The sequence below is a fragment of the Trinickia sp. genome (assembly GCF_051953405.1).
Lineage (GTDB): Bacteria > Pseudomonadota > Gammaproteobacteria > Burkholderiales > Burkholderiaceae > Trinickia.
Map to the genome: position 1 here is coordinate 1 of NZ_JBQCIV010000010.1, position 22,242 is coordinate 22,242.

Genomic DNA, 22,242 nt, shown 5'->3' on the forward strand with positions numbered 1-22,242 from the left:
GCCGCTGCGCACGCGTTCGACCCGAACGCGTGCGCAGCGGACGCTTTTCGGTCCGGCGGTGCACGCCGCGGCCGCGTTGGGGCGCCCAATATGACCACCTATCGGGATCTCAATGTTCGGTCGTTTCATGCCCACCGAGGGCAAGTTCTTTGAAATTTTCAACGAGCACGCGAAGTGCATCGTCTCCGCCAGCGAGGAGCTGGAGCGTCTGGTCGACAATCTCAGCGAAGCCGAAGTCCACAAGCAACGTGTGCAGGCCAGCGAGAAGGCGGCAGACAAGCTGACGCACGAAACGATCGATCTGCTGCACAAGACGTTCATCACGCCGCTCGACCGCGACGAAATCCACAAGCTCATCACGACGATGGACGACATCCTCGATCTGATGGAGGACGTCGCCACGGCCGTCTCGCTCTACGACGTGCAGGCGATGACGTCGGAGGCAAGCCAGCTCGCACACATCTGCACGCAAACTGCCAAGCACGTCCAAAATGCGGTGAGCATGCTGTCCGACATGAGCCAAGCTCGCCAGATCCTCTCGGCCTGCGAGGAGATCGATCGACTGGAATCGGAAGCGGATCGCGTGTTGCGCGCGGCGATGTCGAAGCTGTTCCGCGAGGAAGACGACGTCAAGACGCTGATCAAGCTGAAGGCCGTCTACGAATTGCTCGAGTCGATCACGGACAAGTGCGAGGATGTGGCGAACATCATCGAAGGCATCGTGTTGGAAAACGCGTAAGGCGGGCGGACCACACCGATGCAATCGATACAGATCGCCACTTGGGGGCTTGCGACGCTGATCGTCGTCGCACTGGCCTTCGACTTCATGAACGGCTTTCACGATGCGGCCAATTCGATCGCGACCGTCGTCTCGACGGGCGTGCTCAAGCCGCAGCAGGCCGTTGCTTTCGCGGCGGCGTGCAACGTCATCGCTTATTTCATCTTCCACTTGAAGGTTGCGCAAACGGTCGGCAAAGGCACGATCGATCCTAGGATCGTGGATCACTACGTGATCTTCGGCGCGTTGGCCGGCGCGATCGTCTGGAACATCCTGACCTGGCGCTTCGGCATTCCCGCCAGCTCGTCGCACGCGCTGATCGGCGGGCTCGTCGGCGCCGCGTTGGCCAAGTCGGGCTGGTGGGCGCTGAACATCGACGGCATCCTGAAAACCGTCGCGTTCATCTTCATCTCGCCGTTGCTCGGGTTCATCCTGGGGTCGTTCTTTATGACGGCGGTGTCGTGGATCTACTTCAGAACGCCACCCAGTAAGGTCGACCGGCGCTTCCGACGTTTGCAGTTCCTCTCAGCTGGTCTCTATAGCCTCGGGCACGGCGGCAACGACGCGCAAAAGACGATCGGCATCATTTGGATGCTGTTGATCGCGACCGGCTACGCGTCGGCGACGGCGGCGGCGCCGCCGGTCTGGGTGATCGGCGCCTGCTACCTGTCGATGGGCCTCGGTACGCTGTTCGGCGGCTGGCGAATCGTGCGGACGATGGGGCAAAAGATCACGAAGCTCAAGCCCGTTGGCGGGTTCTGTGCCGAAGCGGGCGGGGCGATCACGCTGTTCGTGGCGTCGGCCATGGGCGTACCCGTGTCGACGACGCATACGATCACGGGCGCGATCGTCGGTGTCGGTGCCACGCGCAAGCTGTCGGCCGTGCGTTGGGGCGTCGCCGGCAGCATCGTATGGGCCTGGGTATTGACGATTCCCGCCTCGGCGCTGCTTTCGGCAGCTGCCTGGTGGCTCGGCCGGCGCTTTCTCTAAGCGCGGAACCGATCCCGTCACGCGAAAGCGTCCGTCGTCCGAGGGGCGATGCATGGGCTCACCGCCCCATGCATCGCCCTTGTCGTTTCGGCCTTTCCCTTGTCGTGGCTAGCCGAGCTTGGTCGTCAGTCGCCGTTGTTGGCGAATCGGGCGATGGGGTCGTCGTTCGTCGACGTGGGTGCGGATGCGGGCGCGTTTGCAGAAGAAGCTCGCATGACCGGTACGCTCGATTCCGTGGACGAGGGCTGCAGCGGCATCGCTCCGGCTTGCCGAGCCTGGCGAGCCGCCTGCAGGGCGGCGGGCGGAGGCGGTTCGAAGGCGTCCGCTGCCGCATCGATCGCATCTTCACGAGGGGGTGGGGTGGCCGCCCTGGTAGACGCCTTTGACGCGGCCGGAGCGTCGCTGAGGATCGGCGTAATCGGCGCAATCGACGCAACCGGGCTAACGGGTACGCTCGAAGCGTTGGCCGAGGTCGAGGCCGCCGCCTGCGCGGGCATGGGGGCGATACCATTCGACGGCACCGGCATAGACGACGTTCGGGGGCGCGCGCTTGAGGCCGCCGCGGCGGTCCGCGCGGGCGGCTCGGCCGGCATTGCGGGTGCGGGGCTCGACGGCGTTCTAGGCGCGGCCAATTCGGTCGGCGCATCGAATGGCGAGGGGCTCGTCAGCGGTGGGGCAACGCGTCGAATGCCGTCGAAGTGCCTAGCCCAATAAGGGTTCGTCAGATAGTCGAGCCGGACGGTGCCGCCCGTCGACGGTGCATTCACGAAACGCAGCTTGCCGACGTAGATGCCCACGTGCGAGTGCGCTCTGCCGGTCGTATTGAAGAATATGAGGTCGCCCGGTGCGATCTCGTCGGGTTCGATCGGCTCGCCGCGGCGGCTCATATCGGCTGTCGTTCGCGGCAGGTCGATATCGGCCGCGCGGCCCACTACATATCTCACCAAGCCGCTGCAATCGAATCCGCTATTGGGCGTGTTGCCGCCCCAACGATAGGGGATGCCGATGAGGCTCATGGCTTCGATCGAAATCTCTTCCCGGCCAATGCTGTGATCGACGAACCGCGGCGAGCCCGGCGGCATGGTCCGCAGCGCGTTCTCGCCGTAGGCGCCGCCACCCGTGCGCGCACTCTTTGGCGGTGCACTGGAGCATGCCGCCAACGAGAGCACGACGAAAATGACAAGCCAAGATCGCAGCATGGAGTAATAGCCCCGGCGCCCTGGCACCAGAAGCGGATAGACGAACAAGACGAATAGGTCGATCGAACGGCGCGCGGCCCGCTTGGCTCGCGCGCCCGCCGTTGCGGCCGATAGTAGCCCTGCTGGCGGGGCTTCGGCAAGAATTCTTCATAATTTACTTGAAGTTGTGGGCGCAAGCGTTGCCTAGCCGATACGCTTGCGCGCCATCGGATGGGCCCGGGTGTCCCCAAAAAGAAAAGCGCCCGGGGCAACCGGGCGCCGAAGTGAGCGTGAGGCCAGGGCGAACGCTTCGCCCCGCCGATCGTTCAGAGAATGTCGGAAGCGTAATCCGCAAGCCGCGAGCGTTCGCCGCGGGCCAGCGTGACGTGCCCGCTATGCGTCCAACCCTTGAAGCGATCGACGACGTACGTGAGGCCCGAACTACCCTCGGTCAGATAAGGCGTATCGATCTGGGCGATATTGCCGAGACAGACGATCTTCGTGCCGGGACCCGCGCGCGTGACGAGCGTCTTCATTTGCTTGGGCGTCAGGTTTTGCGCTTCGTCGATGATGAGGTATTTGTCGACGAACGTGCGTCCACGCATGAAATTCATGCTCTTGATCTTCAGGCGCGAGCGGATGAGTTCTTGCGTGGCCGCGCGGCCCCATTCGCCTGCACTGTCGTCGGTCCGTTGCAGCACTTCGAGGTTGTCATCGAACGCACCCATCCAAGGCTGCATCTTCTCCTCCTCGGTGCCCGGCAAAAAGCCGATGTCTTCGCCTACCGGCACGGTGGCGCGCGTCACGATGATCTCGTTGTATCGCTTTTCGTCGAGCACTTGCGCAAGGCCGGCAGCCAGCGCGACGAGCGTCTTACCGGTACCGGCTTGACCCAGCAGCGTCACGAAGTCGATGTCGGGGTTCATGAGCAGGTTCAAGGCGAAATTCTGCTCGCGATTGCGCGCCGTAATGCCCCAAACGTTGTTCTTGTTGTGGCTGTAGTCGCGCAGCGTCTGCAACACCGCCGTCTTGCCGTTCAGTTCGCGCACGATCGCCTGGAACGGCGGCTCGCCCGTTTGCGGTTCGAGATAGACGAACTCGTTGACGAGCAGGGACGGACACAACGGGCCGGTCACGCGGTAATAGGTCGTGCCCGTCTTGTTGTCCTGCCAGCTTTCCATCCCCTTGGCGTGCTTCGTCCAGAAGTCCTGCGGCAGGGCGCGTACGCCCGAGAACAGCAGATCCTTGTCCTCGAGCACCTGGTCGTTGAAGTAGTCTTCGGCCGGCAGCCCGAGCGCGTGGGCTTTGATCCGCATGTTGATGTCTTTCGACACCAACACGACTTGGCGATCCTCGCGGTCGCGTTGCAATGCGCGGACGACACCGAGAATCTGGTTATCGGCCTTGCCCTGCGGCAGCCCTTCGACCGGTTCGATGTCGGTGAGCTTCGTCTGGAAGTACAACCGGCCCAGCGCTTCGCGGCTACCGAGGCCGGCGAGCGGCAGTCCTTCCGAGATCACGCCCGCATTCGCCACGAGCGCGTCGAGCGTGCGGCTGACCTGACGCGCATTGCGCGCCACTTCCGACATGCCCTTCTTGTGGTTGTCGAGTTCTTCGAGCGTCATCATCGGCAGATAGACGTCGTGTTCCTCGAAGCGGAACAGGCAGGTCGGATCGTGCATCAGCACGTTCGTATCGAGTACGAAGAGCTTGCGCAACTCGGTTTCGACAGCGGCCGCCTTGGTCGTGCGAGCCTTGACGGCGCCACGCGGCGCGCTCGCTCGAGCCGGCTCGGCGGGGGCGGCAGGGGTTTGCTGGCGCGCTTGCGCCGGGACGGGCGCGGAAACGGGCACAGGTGCGGGCGTCGCGGGTTGCAAGAGCGCGGCGGTTTGCTTCGACTTGCGGCTGCGCGCGACGGAAGCAGGTTCGGCGGCGGGCGAGGACGGCAACGGGCGCAGCGTTGCGCCGGCATTGGCGGCCGTGCCCATCGGCGCGGCGACGTGCGTGGTCGAGCCGTACTCGGCCGCCTCGGTTTGATCCCCCATCGACCCCTGTTTTTTGGCGCCGCGCGCCGGCCTGGCTTTGGCTTTGAATTCGTCGGGCGGCAACAAGCTGCCGAGTTTGCTGGGCGGGGTAGGCAAAGGCATGGTTTCCCTCAAAGAATCGGGTCGCATCTCGTGCGCCGCCGGACGCTCGGTCCTCGTTCGCGGGGCGAGCCATCAAGCAGCGCGTTTCAGGTTTCGGTTCGCCGGTTCGCCTAGATTTCGATCAGCTCCTTCGCAAGAATCCGGCGGGCGGGAAGCACCCTGCCGCCGAAAAACAAAAAAGCCGCCGCTCCTGTTGCAATTGGAGCAAGCGGCTCGGTTTCGAGCATCGCGCAGCGCCGGACGGATAAAACGTCGATCGGATCGACGGCGCTCGAGCGAACAAGACGAAGTGAACGGGAACTCATTGCAACGCAATATAACGCGCGTCAAAGTGCTTGTACAGCCTCCAGCGTTTCGTCCACATGGCCCGGTACTTTTACCCCTCGCCATTCGCGCCGAAGGACACCTTCCGCATCGATCAAAAACGTCGAACGCTCGATGCCGCGCACTTCCTTGCCATACATCTTTTTCATCTTGATGACGCCGAACAACGAGCACAGCGCCTCGTCGGCATCCGAAATGAGCGGAAACGGCAACTCGAGCTTCGCCTTGAAGTTCTCGTGCGAACGCAAGCTGTCGCGCGAGACGCCAATAATCTCGGCGCCGGCCTTTTTGAACTTCGGATAGAGGTCGCGAAACTGCAAACCCTCAGTGGTGCACCCGGGCGTGTTGTCCTTGGGATAGAAATACAACACGAGCTTCTTGCCGCGCAGGCCGGACAGCGTGATATCGCCGCCCGTCGCAGGGGCTGAAAAATCGGGGACGGGTTGGTCGACTGCAATGGGCACGTGTTTCTCCTGTTGTTATCGCGCAAAGGGGCCAGCGATTCGATACGCCGAACGGCTAGGCGGCGGCGCCCCGGTGCCGGTGGGCCGTCAGTCCGGCTGGACGATCAACTCGCCCGAACGGCCGGGAATCTCGCCCCAGGTGACAGGGTACGATGGCAGCTCGTCGCGGTCCAGCGCGGCATGGTAATCGCCCATCGTCGCGAACGTGTGACCTTGCGCATGCCAGCCCGCCAGCAACTGCTCGAAGATGGGCGCGAGCTTCTGTCCTTCGAGTTCGGCGTGCAGCGTGAACACCTGATCGTGCGGGCTGCGTTCAGTGGCCGCCAGCAACCGCCCGGCGACGTTGCCTTCGTCGCAGCCGTCCACGCCGATCAGCTCGTCCAGCGTCGGCAAGGTGGTGGGCAACTGCACGTGGTCGAGCGTCTTACCATTGACGACAGGCCGATACGGCGAGTGGCCGCGCCCGTCCGAGGCGTAGCGCATGCCCCATGCGTCGATTTGTTCGAAGGCATGCTCGTTCATTTGCCAACCGGCCGAACCGTGCGTGGCGGGCGGCGTCCCGAAGATCTCGACGAAGCGCGCAAAGCTTTTTTGCATCTCGCCGGCGGTCCATTCGCGGCTGCGCGCACGGACGTTGTCCTGCCAATACACGTGATCCCACGTATGGATGCCGCATTCGAAGCCGGCTTCGTGGATCGCGCGCATTTCCGCCGTCGCGCGCCGGCCGATGTCGGGCCCCGGCAACAGCACGCCGTACATCAATTGCTTGATGCCGTAGTGTTCGACCACGGAGGTGCGCGAGACTTTCTTCAGGAAGCCCGGCCGCAGCACGCGCCGTAGGGCCCAGCCCGTGTGGTCCGGGCCGAGGCTGAACAGGAACGTCGCGCGCGCCTTGTAGCGGTCGAGCATGCGTGCGAGATTCGGCACGCCTTCGCGCGTGCCGCGCAGCGTGTCGACGTCGATTTTCAGAACGATACGGGGCAAAGGCGGTCCTCGGCGAGACGGTAGGCTGCGGGCAGACTACGGGCGGGCGACGGCTGCGCCGCGCTTACTGCTGCTCGACGAGTGCGCGGGCCTCGGCCACGTGGCCGCGGTACGCCTCGAAAATCTTGCGCAACGCTTCGTCGAACGTCGCCTTCGGCGCCCACCCGAGTTCAGCCATCGTGTTTTCGATCTTCGGCACGCGATTCTGCACGTCTTGATAACCCTTGCCGTAGTAAGCGCCCGACGACGTTTCGACGAGGTTCACGGCCTTGGCCGATTCGGCGTACTCCGGATACTCGGCGGCCAGCGCGAGCATCTTGTGCGCGAGTTCGCGCACCGAGAAGTTGTTCGTCGGATTGCCGATGTTATAGATCTTGCCCGAGGCGATGCCGTTCGGATTGTCGATGATCTTCATCAGTGCGCTGATGCCGTCGTCGATATCCGTGAACGCGCGCTTTTGCGAGCCGCCGTCGACGAGGCTGATGTTCTCGCCGCGCACGATATGGCCGAGGAACTGCGTGACCACGCGCGAGCTGCCTTCCTTCGGCGTGTAGATCGAATCGAGGCCCGGCCCGATCCAGTTGAACGGCCGGAAGAGCGTGAAGTTCAGCCCTTCTTGCATGCCGTAGCCCCAGATCACGCGGTCCATCAACTGCTTCGAGCACGCGTAGATCCAGCGCGGCTTGTTGATAGGGCCATACGTGAGCGCCGACGCTTCGGGATCGAATTGCTCGTCGGCACACATGCCGTAGACCTCCGAGGTGGACGGAAACACGAGGTGCTTGCGGTACTTGACCGCCGAGCGCACGATCGGCAAGTTCGCCTCGAAATCGAGTTCGAACACGCGCAGGGGCTGCTGCACGTAGGTGGCGGGCGTCGCGATGGCCACGAGCGGCAAGATCACGTCGCACTTCTTGACGTGATACTCGACCCACTCCTTGTTGATCGTGATGTCGCCTTCGAAGAAGTGCATCCGCTCGTGTTGCGTCAGATCGCCGAGGCGGTCCGTCTGCATGTCCATGCCGAACACTTCCCAGTCGGTCGTCTCGAGGATGCGCTTGGACAGATGGTGGCCGATGAAGCCATTGACGCCGAGAATCAGGACTTTCTTGGCGGAACGTTCGGTTTTGGCGGAAGTCATGGATGAGGGGAACGATAAGTGAGCTGAGCGAACTGCTGGGGCGTGACGACGGTTTCTTGCCCGTCGCGCTGGTGCCGCAGCTCGGAAATGACGATGGCGCGCGCGTCGCCGCAAACGCCGAAACACGCATTATCGCTTACGTGCAGACCCGGGGGCAAATCGGTGGGGCCGCCATCGGTCGGGCCGCCGTGGGCCGCGCCGATGCGAGCGATGTCGTCCAAGCCGGCCAAGCGCGCACGTGCGATGACGAAACGCTCCCCGTTCACCTCCGTGAACGCGCCCGGATACGGCGGCGCCACGGCGCGGATCAGGTTGTAGACCTGCTGGGCGGGCTTGGACCAGTCGATGCGGCCGTCCTCGGGTTTGCGTCCGCCGAAGTAGCTGCCTCGGGCGAGGTCGTTAGGCAGATGCGGGGCCTCTCCGGCCAAGAGCGCCGGCAGGACGCGCCAAAGGGTCTGCTCGGCCGCGACGGTCACTTTGTCGAACACTTCTTGCGCCGTGTCGTCGGGCAGAATCGGTACGCTCGTTTGCGCGACGATCGCGCCGGCGTCGGGCTTGGCCGCCATTTCATGCAGCGTCGCCCCGGTCTCGGTCTCGCCGTTCAGGACCGCCCAGTTCGTCGGCACCCGGCCGCTATATTTCGTCAGCAGCGAGCCGTGCATGTTGTAGGCGCCGCGCGGCGCCAGCGCAAGCAACTGCGCCGGCAGCATGTGGCGATAGTAGAACGAGAAGATGAACTCGGGGCGCGCGCGAGCGACGGCCTCGCGCAGCTCGGCGCTTGCCGGGTCGGCCGGCGTGATCGTTTCGATCCCGTGCTCCGCGGCCACTTGCGCGACGCTGCCGAACCAGATGCGTTCGGCCGGATTGTCCTCGTGCGTGACGACGAGCGCCACGTCCACGCCGCGCGCGAGCAGCACGCGCAGGCAACGCACGCCGACATTGTGATAAGCGAAGACGACGGCGCGCGGCTTCATCGGTTGCGCTCCTCGGGATGGACGCGGGGCCCGGCGGCGAATTCGCCGGTCACGGGTGCGCGGGCCGCGGGCGCCGTGTCGCCCGGGCGCGCTTCGAGCACCGTTTGCACGAGGTAGCGAGGCCGTGCGCGCACTTGTTGATAAATGCGGCCGATGTACTCGCCGAGCAGCCCGAGCGCAAAGATGATGACGCCGAGCATGAAGAAGGTGATGGCGAATAGCGTGAACACGCCCTGAACCTCCGCACCGATGACGAAGCGCCGCACGACAAGCAGCAAGAACAGGCCCGCCGAGCCCATCGACAAAATCACGCCGATGAACGAAAGCCACTGCAGCGGCACGACGGAGAAGCCTGTGACGAGATCGAAGTTCAACCGGATGAGGCTGTACAGCGAGTACTTCGACTCGCCCGCGAAGCGCTCTTCGTGCGCCACCTCGACTTCGATCGGATTCTGGGCGAACGTGTAGGCGAGCGCCGGAATGAACGTATTGACTTCGCCGCAACGGTTGATCGTATCGATGATCTGGCGGCTATAGGCGCGCAGCATGCAGCCTTGGTCGGTCATCTTGATATGCGTGATGCGCTCGCGCAGGCGGTTCATCGCGCGCGAGGCCTTGCGCCGCCACAGCGTGTCCTGGCGCTGCATGCGGATCGAGCCGACGTAATCGTAGCCCTCGCGCATTTTGGCGACGAGCTTGCCGATCTCCTCGGGCGGATTCTGCAAATCGGCGTCGAGCGTGATGACGATCTCGCCGCGCGACGCTTCGAAGCCGGCGAGGATCGCCATGTGCTGCCCATAGTTGCCGTTGAGCAGCACGACGCGCGTCGTATCGGGGCGCGCGCGGAACTGCTCGGCCAGCAGCGCGGGCGATTTGTCGCGGCTGCCATCGTTGATGAAGATGACTTCGTAGGTTGTGCCGAGCGCATCCAGCGCCGGATACAGGCGCGCGTACAACGCGTGCAGCCCCGCCTCCTCGTTGTAGACGGGGATGATGATCGAGACTTCCGGTTGGTCCGGTCGGTGTTCCGAATAACTCATGTCCGCTTATTTCCCATATTGTTCGCAGATCTCGTTGACGGCGCCGCACACGCGCGCCACGTCGTGCTCGGTCATCAGCGTGAACAGCGGCAGCGTGACCGTCGTCGCGCAGAAGCGCTCGGCATGGGGGAACATGCCGGGCGCGAACCCGCGCGCGCGGTAGAGCGTAAACAAGTGGATCGCCGGGTAATGCACGCCCGAGCCGATCCGGTAGTCGTCGTTCAGCTTCTGCATGAAACCGGCGCGGTCGATCGTCAGGCGCTCCAGGGGCAGCGTGATCTGGAACATGTGCCAGTTGCCGTTTTCGAAATCGGCTGTCGGCAGACCGACACCGATCGCCGCCGCCGCACCGCCTTCGAACCCCGCGAAGTAGGCGCGCGCCAGCGCCTTGCGCCGAGCCAGGAAGCGCTCGAGATGCGCGAGCTGGCCCAGGCCGACGCGCGCCGCCACGTCGGTCAGATTGTACTTGCCGCCGAGGACGTCGCAATCCATGCCGTCCAACCCCGTACGCGTGACGCCTTGCAGCCGGTATTTGCGCGCCAGCTCGGCTTCGTCTTCGTCGTTGAGCACGAGCGCGCCGCCTTCGATCGACGTCAAGTTCTTGTTCGCATGGAAGCTGAACGAAACGAGGTCGCCGAGCTTGCCGATCCGCTCGCCTCGCCAAGTCGAACCGAACGCCTGCGCCGCATCTTCGATCACGCGCAGCTTGTACGCTCGCGCAATCTCGTAGAGCCGATCCATGTCGACGGGCAGCCCGGCCAGATAGACGGGGATGATCGCCTTGGTGCGCGGCGTGATCGCTTTCTCGAGCAGATTCAAATCGATGTTGCGCGTGACGGGATCGATGTCGACGAAAACGGGCGTGGCGCCCACTTCGAGAATCACGTTGGCCGTCGCCACCCACGAGGCGGGCGTCGTAATGACTTCGTCTCCGATCCCCACGCCTGCAATGCGCAGCCCGATTTCGAGCGTGGCCGTGCCCGAGTTGAAGGTACGCACGGGGCGGCCGCCGCAAAACGCCGAAAGCTGCGCTTCGAATGCCTGATTTTGCGGACCCGTCGTAATCCAGCCGGAGCGCAAGACGTCGGCGACCCCGGCGATCGTCTCTTCGTCGATCTCGGGACGCACGAACGGCAGGAAGGGAAGTGAGTCTTGGGTCATGGGCTTCGCTCGAGTATTTTGTGGTCTTAGGATGTTGACGGCGCGTCTGGCGCCGTGGACTTGCTTGCGTTGGGTGGTTCGGGGCGCGCCGCGACGCGAAGGGCGATTATCCCTTCGCCGCGCCGATCAACTGCGTGCCAATACGAGCACGCCTAGCAAAATGATGCCGATGCCGACGAGCCGTTGCAGACTCAACGCTTCGCCGAACAGATACCAGGCTGCGAATGCGTTGACGACATAGCCGAGCGAGAGCATCGGGTAAGCGATCGAAACATCGACGCGCGAGAGGCCGACGATCCAAACGACGACGCTGATCACATAGCAAGACAGGCCGCCGATGATCGGCACCTGCATGGCGAGTTTCAGGCCGATCGGCACAATATTCGCACGGGTGAATTCGAAGTGTCCAACGGCGTTCACGCCGGCCTTGAGCAGCAATTGCGCGCAGGCGTTCAATGCGACGCCTGCCAGGATACAAAAAAGAGAGATCGGATTCATCGAGTCGGAAAAAAGGTGGGGGCGGCCGAGATTGCAATCAAGGCTTTTCGACGACGACGCGCCGCGCATCGCGCGCGATGACGCGCATCGGGACGTGCTGGCCCTCGAGTTCGGCGTAGCGGTCGGGCCGCATCACGGCGAGCGCGTGCGGATCGGCCTTCCAGCGCGCGATCCATTCGGAAACGGTCGGTACCCACTTCGAGGGCTCTTGGGATACGCCGAAACCCAGCTCGTCGGCGCTTTCGACCATGGTCGTCGTGTGGCCGACGTAGAACGGCAACGTGTGATCGAGGTAGCCGACCGAGTAGAACGGCGTATCGGCCGGCAGCTTGGCGAGCGCCGCCTTGACCGCGGGCGCGAGCAGGGCCCCGGAGCTTTGGCGCCCGAATACTTCGTGCCCGCAGCCGGCGATCGTGCAGAGCATGATCCAAGCCGCCGCGAACGCCACGGCCGAGGGCAGGATGCTGCGCTCGGTGCGCCGCAGCACGGCCAGCGCGGCGAGCGTCAGGACGAGGGCGACGCCGATCGCGGCGAACACCCAGAGTCGGAATTCGCGATACAGCGCATTGGGGGTGCGCGCATCGCCGAAGCGGGCGATGAAGATAGCGCCGATCGCCGCGACGAGGAGGAAAACCGCATAACCGATCAGGTGGCGGCGCCAAGCGGCGCGCGAGACGTGCGGCAAGTACATGCCGATGATGAGCGCGAGCGCCGGCGCGATCGGCAACACGTACGACACGAGCTTCGAGTGGGACGCGCTGAAGAACAGAAAAATGAAAACGGACCAAACGACGAGCAGCTTACCCGGCGCGAAGCCATTCAATTGGCGTGGCTGGGCGAGCGCATAGCGGATGCTTTGCCAACCGACCGACAACCACGGCAGCAAGCCCACGAGCAGGACCCCCACGAAGTAGTACACGGGGCCGGGCCGGTTTTGGGCCGGGGTCAAATATCGATCGAACTGCTGAACGATGAAGAAGAAATTGAAAAATTCGGGATTGCGCTGTTGCACGAGCACGAACCACGGGGTCGCGATCGCGAAGAAGACGACAAGGCCGCTCGGCAGATAAAGGCGCTTCCATAGGGCCCAGTCGCGTTGGAGCAGCGTATAGATCACGAGTACGGCGCCCGGCAGAATAAGGCCAACGAGCCCCTTCGAGAGCACGGCGAGCGCCATCGAGCCCCAGCACAGCCACATCCATCGGCGCGCTTCGCGCGCGCCGATGCCGACGCGCTGCGCCAAGAGCAGCGCGCACAGCGTGATTTCCATCCAAAGGGACAGCCCCATGTCGAGGGTGTTGAAGTGCCCCATCAACTGCCAATACGGGGCGCTGGCCAACACGAGGGCGGCCGCGAAGCCGGCTGCCGGATTGACGAGGCGCGCCGCCGTGTAGCCGGCGACGAGCACGCCTGCGAACCCCGCCAGCGCGGTATAGAGCCGCGCCTGCCATTCGCCGATGCCGAACCAGGCGAACGTGAGCGCATTCATCCAGGTTTGCAGCGGCGGCTTCTCGAAGTACTTATAGCCGTTGTAGCGCGGCGTGATCCAGTCGCCCGTGACGAACATCTCGCGTGCCATCTCGGCGTAGCGGCCCTCGTCGCTCGGCACGAGATGCCGCCAGCCGAGGGGAACGAACCAGACGAGGGCGAGCACCACGAGCAGCAGGACGATCGTCCATCCGCCGACGGGCCAGTTCGTCGCGGCGGCGCCGGACACTGAAGGGCTAGTGGGTCGGACGGCGTTGTCGGCGCGCGAGTAGCGTTGAAAGGGCATAGGGCAACGTGGTGGGTTAGCGGTCGAGGCATCGGGCGGCGCGCAGGGCGCGGCTCGCCGGCGTGCGCGGGCGGGCGTTCGCGAGGCTGGACGCGGGCAGGCGGGCCGCTCGCGCGTTCATTGCTCGATGAGCAGGGCGGCCGCCACGCGCCGGCCTTCGGCCATGAGGATGTTGTAGGTGCGGCAGGCGGCCATGAAGTCCATCGTTTCGACGCCGATGCGCTGGGCGGCGAGCAGGGCCGTGAGCCGGGGATGCGGAAAGCGCAGCCGCGCGCCGCTGCCGAACACGACGAGTTCGGGCGCCTGAGCGAGGATGAACTCGAAATGCTCGGGCGCGAGCGCGTCGAACGACGACACGGGCCATTCGAGCACGGGCGAGTCGGGCAGCAGCAAGATGCTGCTTTCATGACGCACGAGATTGACGTCGACGTAATGGGCGCCGTAGCCGGTCACCGTGTTGAGCGCGCCGCTTGAGTCCTGGTGTAATTTCAAATCGGTTTCCGTGGTTCCGTCTGGCGGAGCGTGGCCGCCACGACCGTTTCGAGGCCGAAAGGGGCTCTCGCGGCGAATGGTGCATTGCGAAAGTCGGCCGAAATCCGCTAAATTATAACTTTTTAGCCGCCCTGCGGCGCCCAGCATCGTGCACGCGCGCGAGCGAACCCCCATCCGTCGCCCTTCGCGCGCGCCACAAGCGCGCCGTTCACGGGCCGAACCCGATGCGTGCGCCGTATCCGGCGAACCCGCCGGCGAACCCGTCGCCACTTGGGCGCAGCAACGCTTTTGGGCGCGTTCGGTGCTCGCGCGCTCGGCCCGCGCCCCGTCTTTCGGCTCTCCCCAGGAACTGTGTCCGCCGTGAAACCGATTCTTAAATCGAACAAGCTGCTCAACGTCTGCTACGACATCCGCGGGCCCGTGCTCGAGCACGCGAAGCGTCTGGAAGACGACGGCCATCGCATCATCAAGCTGAATATCGGCAATCTGGCGCCGTTCGGCTTCGACGCGCCGGACGAAATCATCCAGGACATGATTCGCAATCTGTCGGCCTCGTCGGGGTATTCGGATTCGAAAGGGGTCTTCGCGGCGCGCAAGGCCATCATGCATTACTCGCAGCAAAAGGGCGTGGCCGGCGTCGAATTGGATGACATCTACATCGGCAACGGTGCGTCCGAACTCATCGTGATGGCGATGCAGGGGCTGCTCAACGATGGCGACGAAGTACTGCTGCCCGCGCCCGATTACCCGCTTTGGACGGCGGCGGTCAGCCTGTCGGGCGGTACGCCCGTGCACTATTTGTGCGACGAATCGAACGCCTGGATGCCCGACCTGGACGATCTGCGTGCGAAAATCACGCCGCGTACGCGTGCGCTCGTCGTCATCAATCCGAACAACCCTACAGGCGCGCTGTACTCCGACGAGCTGCTGCTCGATTTGCTGGAGATCGCCCGCCAGCATGGGCTGATCGTCTTCGCCGACGAGGTCTACGACAAAATCGTCTACGACGGCAAGCAGCACACATCGCTCGGGGCGCTGTCGGAAGATGTCGTGACCGTCACGTTCAACAGCCTGTCCAAGAGCTACCGCTCTTGCGGCTACCGCGCGGGCTGGATGTACGTGTCGGGGCTGACGGGCGAGAACCGGCGGCGCGGCAAGGACTACTTCGAAGGGCTCGGCATTTTGGCTTCGATGCGGCTGTGCCCGAATGTCCCGGGCCAGTACGCGATCCAAACGGCGCTGGGCGGCTATCAGAGCATCAACGATCTGATCGCGCCGGGCGGGCGGCTGTACCGCCAGCGGCAGGTCGCCTACGAGATGCTCAATGCGATTCCGGGTGTGAGCTGCGTCAAGCCGGAGGCGGCGTTGTACATGTTCCCGCGGCTCGATCCGAAGATCTACCCGATCGAGAACGACCAGCAGTTCATCCTCGATCTGTTGCTCGAAGAGCGCGTGCTGCTCGTGCAAGGCAGCGGTTTCAACTGGCCGCGGCCCGATCATTTCCGGGTCGTATTTTTGCCGAACGTGGACGACCTGACCGATTCGATCAATCGCATCGGACGCTTTCTCGAAGGCTATCGCAAGCGTTGCGGCACCTAGGCGCGCATTGCACGGCGGCGCTCGCCGCGCCTCGCGCGGCGGAACATACCGGCCGCTCGACCCATTTACGAATCATCTAACCAGAAAACGCTGCATGGAACCGATCAAAGTTGGCTTATTAGGCTTCGGCACGGTGGGTAGCGGCACCTTCACGGTGCTGCGCCGCAACCAGGAAGAAATCAAACGCCGCGCCGGCCGCGGGATCGAGGTCGCGCGCATCGCCGTGCGCAGCCCGGCCAAGGCGCTCGCCGCGCTCGGCGAGGCCGCGGGCACGGTGCAGGTCGGCAGCGATTTCGAAGCCGTCATCGACGATCCGGCGATCGACATCGTCGCCGAAATGGTGGGCGGCACCGGCGTCGCCCGGGAATGGGTGCTGCGCGCCATCGCGAACGGCAAGCACGTCGTGACCGCCAACAAGGCGCTGCTCGCCGTACACGGCACGGAGATCTTCGAAGCGGCGCACGCCAAGGGCGTGATGGTGGCGTTCGAGGCCGCCGTCGCCGGCGGCATTCCGATCATCAAAGCGCTGCGCGAGGGGCTGACGGCCAATCGCATCCAGTCGATCGCCGGCATTATCAACGGTACGACGAACTACATCCTCTCGGAGATGCGCGAGCGCGGGCTGGACTTCGCCACCGCGCTGGCGGGCGCGCAGGCGCTCGGCTATGCGGAAGCGGATCCGACGTTCGATATCGAAGGCGTGGACGCGGCGCACAAGCTCACGATCATGAGCGCAATTGCGTTCGGCATCCCGATGCAGTTCGATCGCGCCTATGTCGAAGGCATCAGCAAGCTGGCATCGATCGACATCAAGTACGCCGAGGATCTCGGCTATCGCATCAAGTTGCTCGGCATCACGCGCCGTACCGAGCGCGGCATCGAGCTGCGCGTGCATCCGACGCTGATCTCGGCGAAGCGTCTGCTCGCGAGCGTCGAGGGCGCGATGAACGCCGTCGAGGTGCATGGCGATGCTGTCGGCACGACGGTGTACTACGGCAAGGGCGCGGGCGCCGAACCGACAGCATCGGCCGTCGTGGCCGACCTCGTCGACGTCACGCGTCTGCACACGGCCGACCCGGGGCATCGCGTGCCGCATCTGGCCTTCCAGCCGCAAAGCATGGCCGATACGCCGGTGCTGCCGATCGACGAAGTGACGAGCGGTTATTACTTGCGTTTGCGCGTGGCCGACGTAACGGGCGTGCTCGCCGACATCACGCGCATCTTGGCCGAGGCCGGTATTTCGATCGATGCGTTGCTGCAAAAGGAAGCGGAGCAGGTGGCCGACAACGGCGAAACCGATGTCGTCATCATCACGCACGACACGCTCGAGAAGAACGTGAACGCGGCCATCGCGCGTATCGAAGCGCTCACGACGGTCGTCTCGAAGGTCACGAAGCTTCGAATCGAAGCCCAAAGCTGAGCCCGTCACCGAATTCGAAGTCATTGAGCCGAACATGAACTACATCTCTACGCGCGGCGCCGGAATCGGCGAGCGTCATACGTTCTCCGACATCTTGCTTACCGGCCTCGCGAAGGACGGCGGCCTTTATCTGCCAGCCGAGTATCCGCGCGTGAGCGCCGAAGAACTCGCGCGCTGGCGCGCGCTGCCGTATGCCGACCTCGCATTCGAGGTACTGAGCAAGTTCTGCGACGACATTCCCGCCGCCGATCTCCATGCGCTCACGCACCGCACGTACCGCGCCGACGTCTATCGCAACGCGCGCGCCGGCGAGGACGCGAGCGAGATCACGCCCTTGATGCCGCTCGGCGTCGAGAACGGCGCGCCCATCTCGCTGCTTGCGCTGTCGAATGGGCCGACGCTCGCGTTCAAGGATATGGCGATGCAGTTGCTCGGCAATCTGTTCGAGTACGCGCTCGCCAAGCACGGACAGACGCTGAACATTCTCGGCGCGACGTCCGGCGATACCGGCAGCGCCGCCGAGTACGCGATGCGCGGCAAAGCCGGGATCCGCGTGTTCATGCTCTCGCCGCACCGCAAGATGAGCGCGTTTCAGACGGCGCAGATGTATAGCTTGCAAGAGCCCAACATCTTCAACTTGGCCGTGGAAGGCGTTTTCGACGACTGTCAGGACATCGTGAAGGCCGTCTCGAACGATCACGCGTTCAAAGCGCAGCATCGTATCGGCACGGTCAATTCGATCAATTGGGCCCGTGTCGTCGCCCAAGTCGTCTACTACTTCAAGGGCTACTTCGAAGCGACGAAGTCGAACGACGAGCGCGCCTCGTTCACGGTGCCCTCCGGCAACTTCGGCAATGTGTGCGCGGGGCACATCGCCCGCATGATGGGCTTGCCGATCGACAAGCTCGTGGTCGCCACGAACGAAAACGACGTGCTCGACGAGTTTTTCCGTACCGGCGCCTACCGCGTCCGCGGCGCGGCGCAAACGTACCATACGAGCAGCCCGAGCATGGATATCTCGAAGGCGTCCAATTTCGAGCGCTTCGTCTTCGATCTGCTCGGCCGCGATCCCGCGCGCGTGCTGCAGCTGTTCCGCGATGTCGAGGAAAAGGGCGGATTCGATCTGGCTGCGAGCGGCGATTTCGCTCGCGTCCGCGAGTTCGGCTTCGTGTCGGGCCGCAGCACGCACGACGATCGCGTGGCGACGATCCGCGACATCGACGCTCGCTACGGCCAGGTGATCGATACCCATACGGCCGACGGGCTCAAGGTAGCGCGCGAGCATTTGGAGCCGGGCGTGCCGATGATCGTGCTCGAAACGGCCCAGCCGATCAAGTTCGGCGAAACGATTCGCGAGGCGCTCGGGCGCGACCCGCAGCGCCCCGCGGCGTTCGCCGGTCTGGAAGCGCTCCCGCAGCGCTTCGAGGTGCTGCCGGCGGACGCGGCGCGCGTTAAGGCGTTCATCGCCGCGCACGCTGCCGATTGATCGAGCGGCGGATGGCGCAAGCGCGCGCCATCCGCCGTCGCTCGCTCCGGCATACTCGATGCGGACCTCTCCGCGGCTTGCCGTTCGGCCTATGTGCGGCGGGCCGGTGCCTCGCTACAATAAAGGCTTTCGCAGCGAGAATCGCTTGCCGATGTCCACGCCATCCCAATCCGCCCCCCGCCCACCGCTCTTGTCCACGGCCGAAGCGCTTGCCGCGTTGCTATCCGCCGCCGTTCCCATCGCCGAAACGGAAACGGTCGCGACGCTCGACGCGCTCGGGCGCGTCCTGGCGACCGACATCGTCTCCGAATTGGATGTGCCGCCTGTCGATACCAGTGCGATGGACGGCTATGCGGTGCGGGTAGGCGATTTATTGCACGGCGAGCGCCGTTTGCCGGTCTCGCAGCGGGTTCCCGCCGGGCATTCGCCGCAGCCATTGGCGTTTGGAACCGCCGCTCGCATTTTCACGGGGGCGCCGGTGCCCCCCGGCGCGGATGCCGTGGTCATGCAGGAACAAACCGAAGCGGACGGCGAGGCCGTCGCGATCTTGCACACGCCGAAAGCGGGCGAATGGATCACCCCGCAAGGCGCCGACATTCGGCGCGGTGGCGTTATCCTGCCGGCCGGCACGCGGTTGTCGCCCCAGGCGCTTGGCTTGGCGGCGTCGATCGGCGCGGCTCGCCTCGCTGTGACGCGGCGCCTGAAGGTCGCCGTGTTCTTCACGGGCGACGAATTGACGATGCCGGGCGAGCCATTGCAGCCGGGCGGCATCTACAATTCGAACCGCTTTGTGTTGACAGGCCTGCTGTCCCGTCTGAACTGCGAGGTGACGGATTTCGGAATCGTCCCCGATCGCCTCGACGCGACCTGCGCGGCCTTGACGGCGGCCGCGCGAGACCACGATCTGATCCTCACCTCGGGCGGCGTCTCGGTCGGCGAAGAGGATCACGTGAAGCCGGCTGTGGAGTCGCTGGGCCGGATTGCGCTGTGGCAGATCGCCATGAAGCCGGGCAAACCGCTGGCGTTCGGCGCCGTGCGGCGCGATCGGGCCGGCGAACCGGCTGCCGAGGCGCACTTCATCGGCTTGCCGGGCAACCCCGTGTCCAGCTTCGTGACGTTCCTGTTGTTCGTTCGGCCGTTCCTGCTGCGGCTCGCGGGGGTGCGCGAGGTCGAGCCGCGGGCCGTGTCGCTGCGCGCGGATTTCACGCAGGCCAAGAGCGACCGCCGCAACGAGTTCTTGCGGGCGCGCGTGAACCATGCGGGCGGGCTCGATTTGTTCGCGAATCAGAGTTCCGCGGTGCTGACCTCCACCGTGTGGGGCGATGGCCTCATCGACAACCCGCCGAATCATGCGATCAGCGCCGGCGAGACGGTGCGTTTTCTTCCTTTTTCCGAATTGCTCGGCTGATGGTGCGCGCGAGCGCGGCATTTTGAAGCGGCCCTCCGATATGAACATCGAATTGAAATATTTTGCGAGCGTGCGCGAGGCGTTGGGCCTCGCCGCCGAATCGGTCCAGGTGCCCGATGGCGTGGCGACCGTCGGCGACGTGCGTGCGTGGTTGCGTGCTCGCGGCGGCGTGTGGGCTGAGACCCTCGCGGAAGGTCGGGCGCTGCGTATGGCCTGCAACCACACGATGACCGATGCGGGAGCCCGGCTCACCGACGGCTGCGAAGTTGCGTTTTTCCCGCCCGTCACGGGCGGCTGAGGCCGGGTGGCGGCCAAGCATCCGGAGCCCAATGACATGACTGTCCGCGTACAAACCGAAGATTTCGATCTGTCGACTGAAATCGCGGCGCTGCGAGCCGAAAATCCGAAAATCGGAGCCGTGGTCGCATTCGTCGGGACCGTCCGCGATCTGAACGATGGCGAAGACGTTGCCGCGATGGAACTCGAGCACTATCCCGGTATGACGGAAAAGGCGCTAGCGGCCATCGTCGATGAAGCGAAACGGCGTTGGCCCGGATCGTCGCTGCTGATCGTGCATCGGGTCGGCAAGCTCGCGCCGCTCGATCAGATCGTCCTGGCAGCGGCCACGTCCGCGCATCGGCACGATGCATTCGACGCCTGTGCCTTCGTCATGGATTATTTGAAAACGCAGGCGCCTTTCTGGAAGAAAGAGACGACCGCAAGCGGCGCGCGCTGGGTGGATGCGCGCGTCTCGGACGACGCCGCGCTCGCGCGCTGGGGGATTGCCGGGGCAAACGCCAAACCCGACGACGGCACGCCGCGTTGATAGGCACGTGCGGGTAGCGCGCTGCTCGGCGCGACCGTGGCGGATCGCGAGCGGGGAGGGCCGGTCGGCTCCTGCAATCGACGAACGGCCGCGAAGCCGTGGGGCGAGCTTAGTCGGACTGACCTCGTTCGGTGTCGGACTTGGCGGATCGGCCGATGATTTTCGTCGGGAACGGTTCCCGCCGTTTTGCGGGGGCAACGTGGGACGTATCGTCGCCCGGTTTTTCGTGGCCCGGCCTCCCATGGCCCGGCCTCTCGTGATGCGACTCATCGTCCCGCGGGCGTTTGGGGGCGATGCGCTCGAGCAAGGCTTGCTGTTCCGGCGGGATCGTGTAGTCCCAACCGAAGCGGCTCAGTTGCAGGCTCTGCGCGATGCGAAGCGCCGGTTCCATGAAGCGTACGGCTGCGGCGCTCTCGTAGCGATCGCACACCGTGTCGAGGAACAGATGCAGCCAGCGGCTGAAATGACGCGGCTCGATGCCCGCGATCGGCTGATGGGCTTGCTGCACGTTGCCGCGGTAGCGCTTATCGCCGAGCACGAGGCTGCCCCAGAACACGCACATCTTCGGCAAATGATCGTCCCATCGGCCGGCGAGGACCGCGTCGAATACAGGCCCGAGCAGCGGATCCGCGCGTACTCGGTCGTAAAAGGCATAGACCAGTTCGCGAATATTCGCTTCCGTGGGTTCGGGATGGCGTATCGGGTTTGCGTCGCCGCCCGAATCGCCTAGAGGAGTAGAGGTGGACATGAAAAGCCGTGTTGTGCCCGGTTTGGGGCCAAATCCTACGCAAATTGCCCGCAAAGCGAGCTAAATTATCGAAAAGCGTCGTTAGAGCAAGCATCATGATACCTGCGTATCTAATGCATGTTATGGTCACGCCATCACTCGTACAACCCTTCGCACGGTGCGGTCTTGCCGCGGGACGCCTTTCGTCCCGGCTAATCGCCCCGTGTTCCACTCGAGCCGTTGCCCGCCAATGAGACTGACCGATTACACCGACTACGCGTTGCGCGTGCTGCTGTTCCTAGCCGTTCGCGACGAAGGGCTGACGACGATTCAAGACATCTCGGAAGCCTACGGCATTTCCAAGAACCACCTGATGAAGGTCGTCCAACGGCTCGGGGAATTGGGCTGGATCGAGACGGTGCGAGGGCGCAACGGCGGACTGCGCCTCAATGCGCGCTCGCTCGGCCTGACGATCGGCGAGGTCGTGCGCGGGACCGAGAGCGATTTTGCGCTGGTCGGCTGCTTTCCGCGTGAGGGGGCCGAGGTGCGCCACTGCGTCATCGAGCCGCAGTGCCGGCTCAAGCACGTCTTCGAGGCGGCTCGCGGCGCGTTCCTTGCGGAACTGGACCGGCATACGCTGGGCGAACTCGCGGGGCCGGCGGCGCCGCTGGCCGAATTGCTCGGCCTGCCTGCCTCGGCAAGCGCGAAAGCCCGGCCTGTCGTGCCGATTACCGCCGCATAGGCTGGAGCGTGATTGCCGGGCGATGGCCTGAGCGAAAAAATCGCTTGAAACGAGCCAAGAGCGCCTCATTTTGGTGATAGTCAAAAATT

Annotated in this window: 21 protein-coding genes; 9 read left to right on the forward strand and 12 right to left on the reverse strand. The window is 64.3% G+C overall.

Going from position 1 to position 22,242, the window contains the following annotated elements; genetic code table 11:
- Positions 1-112 precede the first annotated feature (112 nt).
- On the forward strand, positions 113-739 hold the full coding sequence (locus ACTHN9_RS01980; RefSeq protein ID WP_440535074.1) for a DUF47 domain-containing protein: 627 nt from the start codon (positions 113-115) through the stop codon (positions 737-739).
- Between the two features lie 18 nt (positions 740-757).
- A complete protein-coding gene (locus ACTHN9_RS01985) occupies positions 758-1,768 on the forward strand; it encodes an anion permease (RefSeq protein ID WP_440535075.1) in 1,011 nt (336 codons plus the stop codon).
- A 125-nt stretch (positions 1,769-1,893) separates the two neighbouring features.
- On the opposite strand, the gene ACTHN9_RS01990 is transcribed toward ACTHN9_RS01985, so the two are convergent.
- The 11 genes from ACTHN9_RS01990 to ACTHN9_RS02040 form a co-directional block, all read right to left on the reverse strand.
- Positions 1,894-2,967 carry a C40 family peptidase gene (locus ACTHN9_RS01990; protein ID WP_440535076.1) on the reverse strand — a complete coding sequence of 358 codons (1,074 nt, stop codon included), beginning with the start codon at positions 2,965-2,967 and terminating at the stop codon, positions 1,894-1,896.
- 305 nt (positions 2,968-3,272) lie between these two features.
- Positions 3,273-5,093, reverse strand: a complete 1,821-nt coding sequence (locus tag ACTHN9_RS01995; protein WP_440535077.1) for a PhoH family protein — start codon at positions 5,091-5,093, stop codon at positions 3,273-3,275.
- Positions 5,094-5,419: 326 nt separating this feature from the next.
- Positions 5,420-5,881, reverse strand: a complete 462-nt coding sequence (locus ACTHN9_RS02000; RefSeq protein WP_440535078.1) for a peroxiredoxin — start codon at positions 5,879-5,881, stop codon at positions 5,420-5,422.
- A gap of 87 nt (positions 5,882-5,968) precedes the next feature.
- On the reverse strand, positions 5,969-6,865 hold the full coding sequence (locus ACTHN9_RS02005; RefSeq protein WP_440535079.1) for a polysaccharide deacetylase family protein: 897 nt from the start codon (positions 6,863-6,865) through the stop codon (positions 5,969-5,971).
- A gap of 64 nt (positions 6,866-6,929) precedes the next feature.
- Positions 6,930-8,006, reverse strand: coding sequence for a bifunctional UDP-4-keto-pentose/UDP-xylose synthase (locus tag ACTHN9_RS02010; RefSeq protein ID WP_440535080.1), 1,077 nt, complete (start codon positions 8,004-8,006; stop codon positions 6,930-6,932).
- Positions 8,003-8,980 carry a formyltransferase gene (locus ACTHN9_RS02015; RefSeq protein WP_440535081.1) on the reverse strand — a complete coding sequence of 326 codons (978 nt, stop codon included), beginning with the start codon at positions 8,978-8,980 and terminating at the stop codon, positions 8,003-8,005. Before ACTHN9_RS02015 ends, ACTHN9_RS02010 begins: the two co-directional genes overlap by 4 nt.
- A complete protein-coding gene (locus ACTHN9_RS02020; RefSeq protein ID WP_440535082.1) occupies positions 8,977-10,020 on the reverse strand; it encodes a glycosyltransferase in 1,044 nt (347 codons plus the stop codon). The genes ACTHN9_RS02015 and ACTHN9_RS02020 overlap by 4 nt, the downstream gene beginning before the upstream one ends.
- A gap of 6 nt (positions 10,021-10,026) precedes the next feature.
- Positions 10,027-11,181, reverse strand: coding sequence for a DegT/DnrJ/EryC1/StrS family aminotransferase (locus ACTHN9_RS02025; protein WP_440535083.1), 1,155 nt, complete (start codon positions 11,179-11,181; stop codon positions 10,027-10,029).
- Positions 11,182-11,307: 126 nt separating this feature from the next.
- Positions 11,308-11,679, reverse strand: a complete 372-nt coding sequence (locus tag ACTHN9_RS02030) for an SMR family transporter (RefSeq protein WP_440535084.1) — start codon at positions 11,677-11,679, stop codon at positions 11,308-11,310.
- A 37-nt stretch (positions 11,680-11,716) separates the two neighbouring features.
- Positions 11,717-13,453 (reverse strand): glycosyltransferase family 39 protein, encoded by a 1,737-nt coding sequence (locus ACTHN9_RS02035; protein ID WP_440535085.1) that lies wholly within the window; start codon positions 13,451-13,453, stop codon positions 11,717-11,719.
- A gap of 117 nt (positions 13,454-13,570) precedes the next feature.
- Positions 13,571-13,945, reverse strand: a complete 375-nt coding sequence (locus tag ACTHN9_RS02040; RefSeq protein WP_440535086.1) for an Mth938-like domain-containing protein — start codon at positions 13,943-13,945, stop codon at positions 13,571-13,573.
- A gap of 351 nt (positions 13,946-14,296) precedes the next feature.
- Between ACTHN9_RS02040 and ACTHN9_RS02045 the strand changes: the two genes are divergently transcribed.
- The 6 genes from ACTHN9_RS02045 to moaE all read left to right on the forward strand — a co-directional run bounded on the left by ACTHN9_RS02045 (position 14,297) and on the right by moaE (position 20,684).
- Complete coding sequence (locus ACTHN9_RS02045; protein ID WP_440535087.1) at positions 14,297-15,544, forward strand: pyridoxal phosphate-dependent aminotransferase; 1,248 nt, start codon at positions 14,297-14,299, stop codon at positions 15,542-15,544.
- Positions 15,545-15,638: 94 nt separating this feature from the next.
- Positions 15,639-16,964, forward strand: coding sequence for a homoserine dehydrogenase (locus ACTHN9_RS02050; protein WP_440535088.1), 1,326 nt, complete (start codon positions 15,639-15,641; stop codon positions 16,962-16,964).
- Positions 16,965-16,998: 34 nt separating this feature from the next.
- Complete coding sequence (gene thrC / locus ACTHN9_RS02055; RefSeq protein WP_440535089.1) at positions 16,999-18,450, forward strand: threonine synthase; 1,452 nt, start codon at positions 16,999-17,001, stop codon at positions 18,448-18,450.
- A gap of 151 nt (positions 18,451-18,601) precedes the next feature.
- Positions 18,602-19,858 carry a molybdopterin molybdotransferase MoeA gene (locus ACTHN9_RS02060; RefSeq protein WP_440535090.1) on the forward strand — a complete coding sequence of 419 codons (1,257 nt, stop codon included), beginning with the start codon at positions 18,602-18,604 and terminating at the stop codon, positions 19,856-19,858.
- 40 nt (positions 19,859-19,898) lie between these two features.
- Complete coding sequence (gene moaD / locus ACTHN9_RS02065; RefSeq protein WP_440535091.1) at positions 19,899-20,156, forward strand: molybdopterin converting factor subunit 1; 258 nt, start codon at positions 19,899-19,901, stop codon at positions 20,154-20,156.
- 36 nt (positions 20,157-20,192) lie between these two features.
- The gene (gene moaE, locus ACTHN9_RS02070) at positions 20,193-20,684 is read left to right on the forward strand and encodes a molybdopterin synthase catalytic subunit MoaE (protein WP_440535092.1); all 492 of its coding nucleotides are present in this window, start codon (positions 20,193-20,195) and stop codon (positions 20,682-20,684) included.
- 109 nt (positions 20,685-20,793) lie between these two features.
- Here moaE and ACTHN9_RS02075 read toward each other — a convergent pair whose 3' ends face one another.
- The gene (locus tag ACTHN9_RS02075; RefSeq protein WP_440535093.1) at positions 20,794-21,432 is read right to left on the reverse strand and encodes a group III truncated hemoglobin; all 639 of its coding nucleotides are present in this window, start codon (positions 21,430-21,432) and stop codon (positions 20,794-20,796) included.
- A 229-nt stretch (positions 21,433-21,661) separates the two neighbouring features.
- Here ACTHN9_RS02075 and ACTHN9_RS02080 point away from each other — a divergent pair, with 229 nt between their 5' ends.
- The gene (locus ACTHN9_RS02080; RefSeq protein ID WP_440535094.1) at positions 21,662-22,153 is read left to right on the forward strand and encodes an Rrf2 family transcriptional regulator; all 492 of its coding nucleotides are present in this window, start codon (positions 21,662-21,664) and stop codon (positions 22,151-22,153) included.
- The last annotated feature ends 89 nt before the right edge of the window (positions 22,154-22,242 follow it).

Coding starts and splice junctions, on each gene's coding strand:
- ACTHN9_RS01980 (WP_440535074.1), top strand. CDS start 113: ATGTTCGGTCGTTTCATGCCCACCGAGGGCAAGTTCTTTGAAATTTTC.
- ACTHN9_RS01985 (WP_440535075.1), top strand. CDS start 758: ATGCAATCGATACAGATCGCCACTTGGGGGCTTGCGACGCTGATCGTC.
- ACTHN9_RS01990 (WP_440535076.1), bottom strand. CDS start 2,967: ATGCTGCGATCTTGGCTTGTCATTTTCGTCGTGCTCTCGTTGGCGGCA.
- ACTHN9_RS01995 (WP_440535077.1), bottom strand. CDS start 5,093: ATGCCTTTGCCTACCCCGCCCAGCAAACTCGGCAGCTTGTTGCCGCCC.
- ACTHN9_RS02010 (WP_440535080.1), bottom strand. CDS start 8,006: ATGACTTCCGCCAAAACCGAACGTTCCGCCAAGAAAGTCCTGATTCTC.
- ACTHN9_RS02015 (WP_440535081.1), bottom strand. CDS start 8,980: ATGAAGCCGCGCGCCGTCGTCTTCGCTTATCACAATGTCGGCGTGCGT.
- ACTHN9_RS02020 (WP_440535082.1), bottom strand. CDS start 10,020: ATGAGTTATTCGGAACACCGACCGGACCAACCGGAAGTCTCGATCATC.
- ACTHN9_RS02025 (WP_440535083.1), bottom strand. CDS start 11,181: ATGACCCAAGACTCACTTCCCTTCCTGCCGTTCGTGCGTCCCGAGATC.
- ACTHN9_RS02030 (WP_440535084.1), bottom strand. CDS start 11,679: ATGAATCCGATCTCTCTTTTTTGTATCCTGGCAGGCGTCGCATTGAAC.
- ACTHN9_RS02035 (WP_440535085.1), bottom strand. CDS start 13,453: ATGCCCTTTCAACGCTACTCGCGCGCCGACAACGCCGTCCGACCCACT.
- ACTHN9_RS02050 (WP_440535088.1), top strand. CDS start 15,639: ATGGAACCGATCAAAGTTGGCTTATTAGGCTTCGGCACGGTGGGTAGC.
- thrC (WP_440535089.1), top strand. CDS start 16,999: ATGAACTACATCTCTACGCGCGGCGCCGGAATCGGCGAGCGTCATACG.
- ACTHN9_RS02060 (WP_440535090.1), top strand. CDS start 18,602: ATGTCCACGCCATCCCAATCCGCCCCCCGCCCACCGCTCTTGTCCACG.
- moaD (WP_440535091.1), top strand. CDS start 19,899: ATGAACATCGAATTGAAATATTTTGCGAGCGTGCGCGAGGCGTTGGGC.
- moaE (WP_440535092.1), top strand. CDS start 20,193: ATGACTGTCCGCGTACAAACCGAAGATTTCGATCTGTCGACTGAAATC.
- ACTHN9_RS02075 (WP_440535093.1), bottom strand. CDS start 21,432: ATGTCCACCTCTACTCCTCTAGGCGATTCGGGCGGCGACGCAAACCCG.
- ACTHN9_RS02080 (WP_440535094.1), top strand. CDS start 21,662: ATGAGACTGACCGATTACACCGACTACGCGTTGCGCGTGCTGCTGTTC.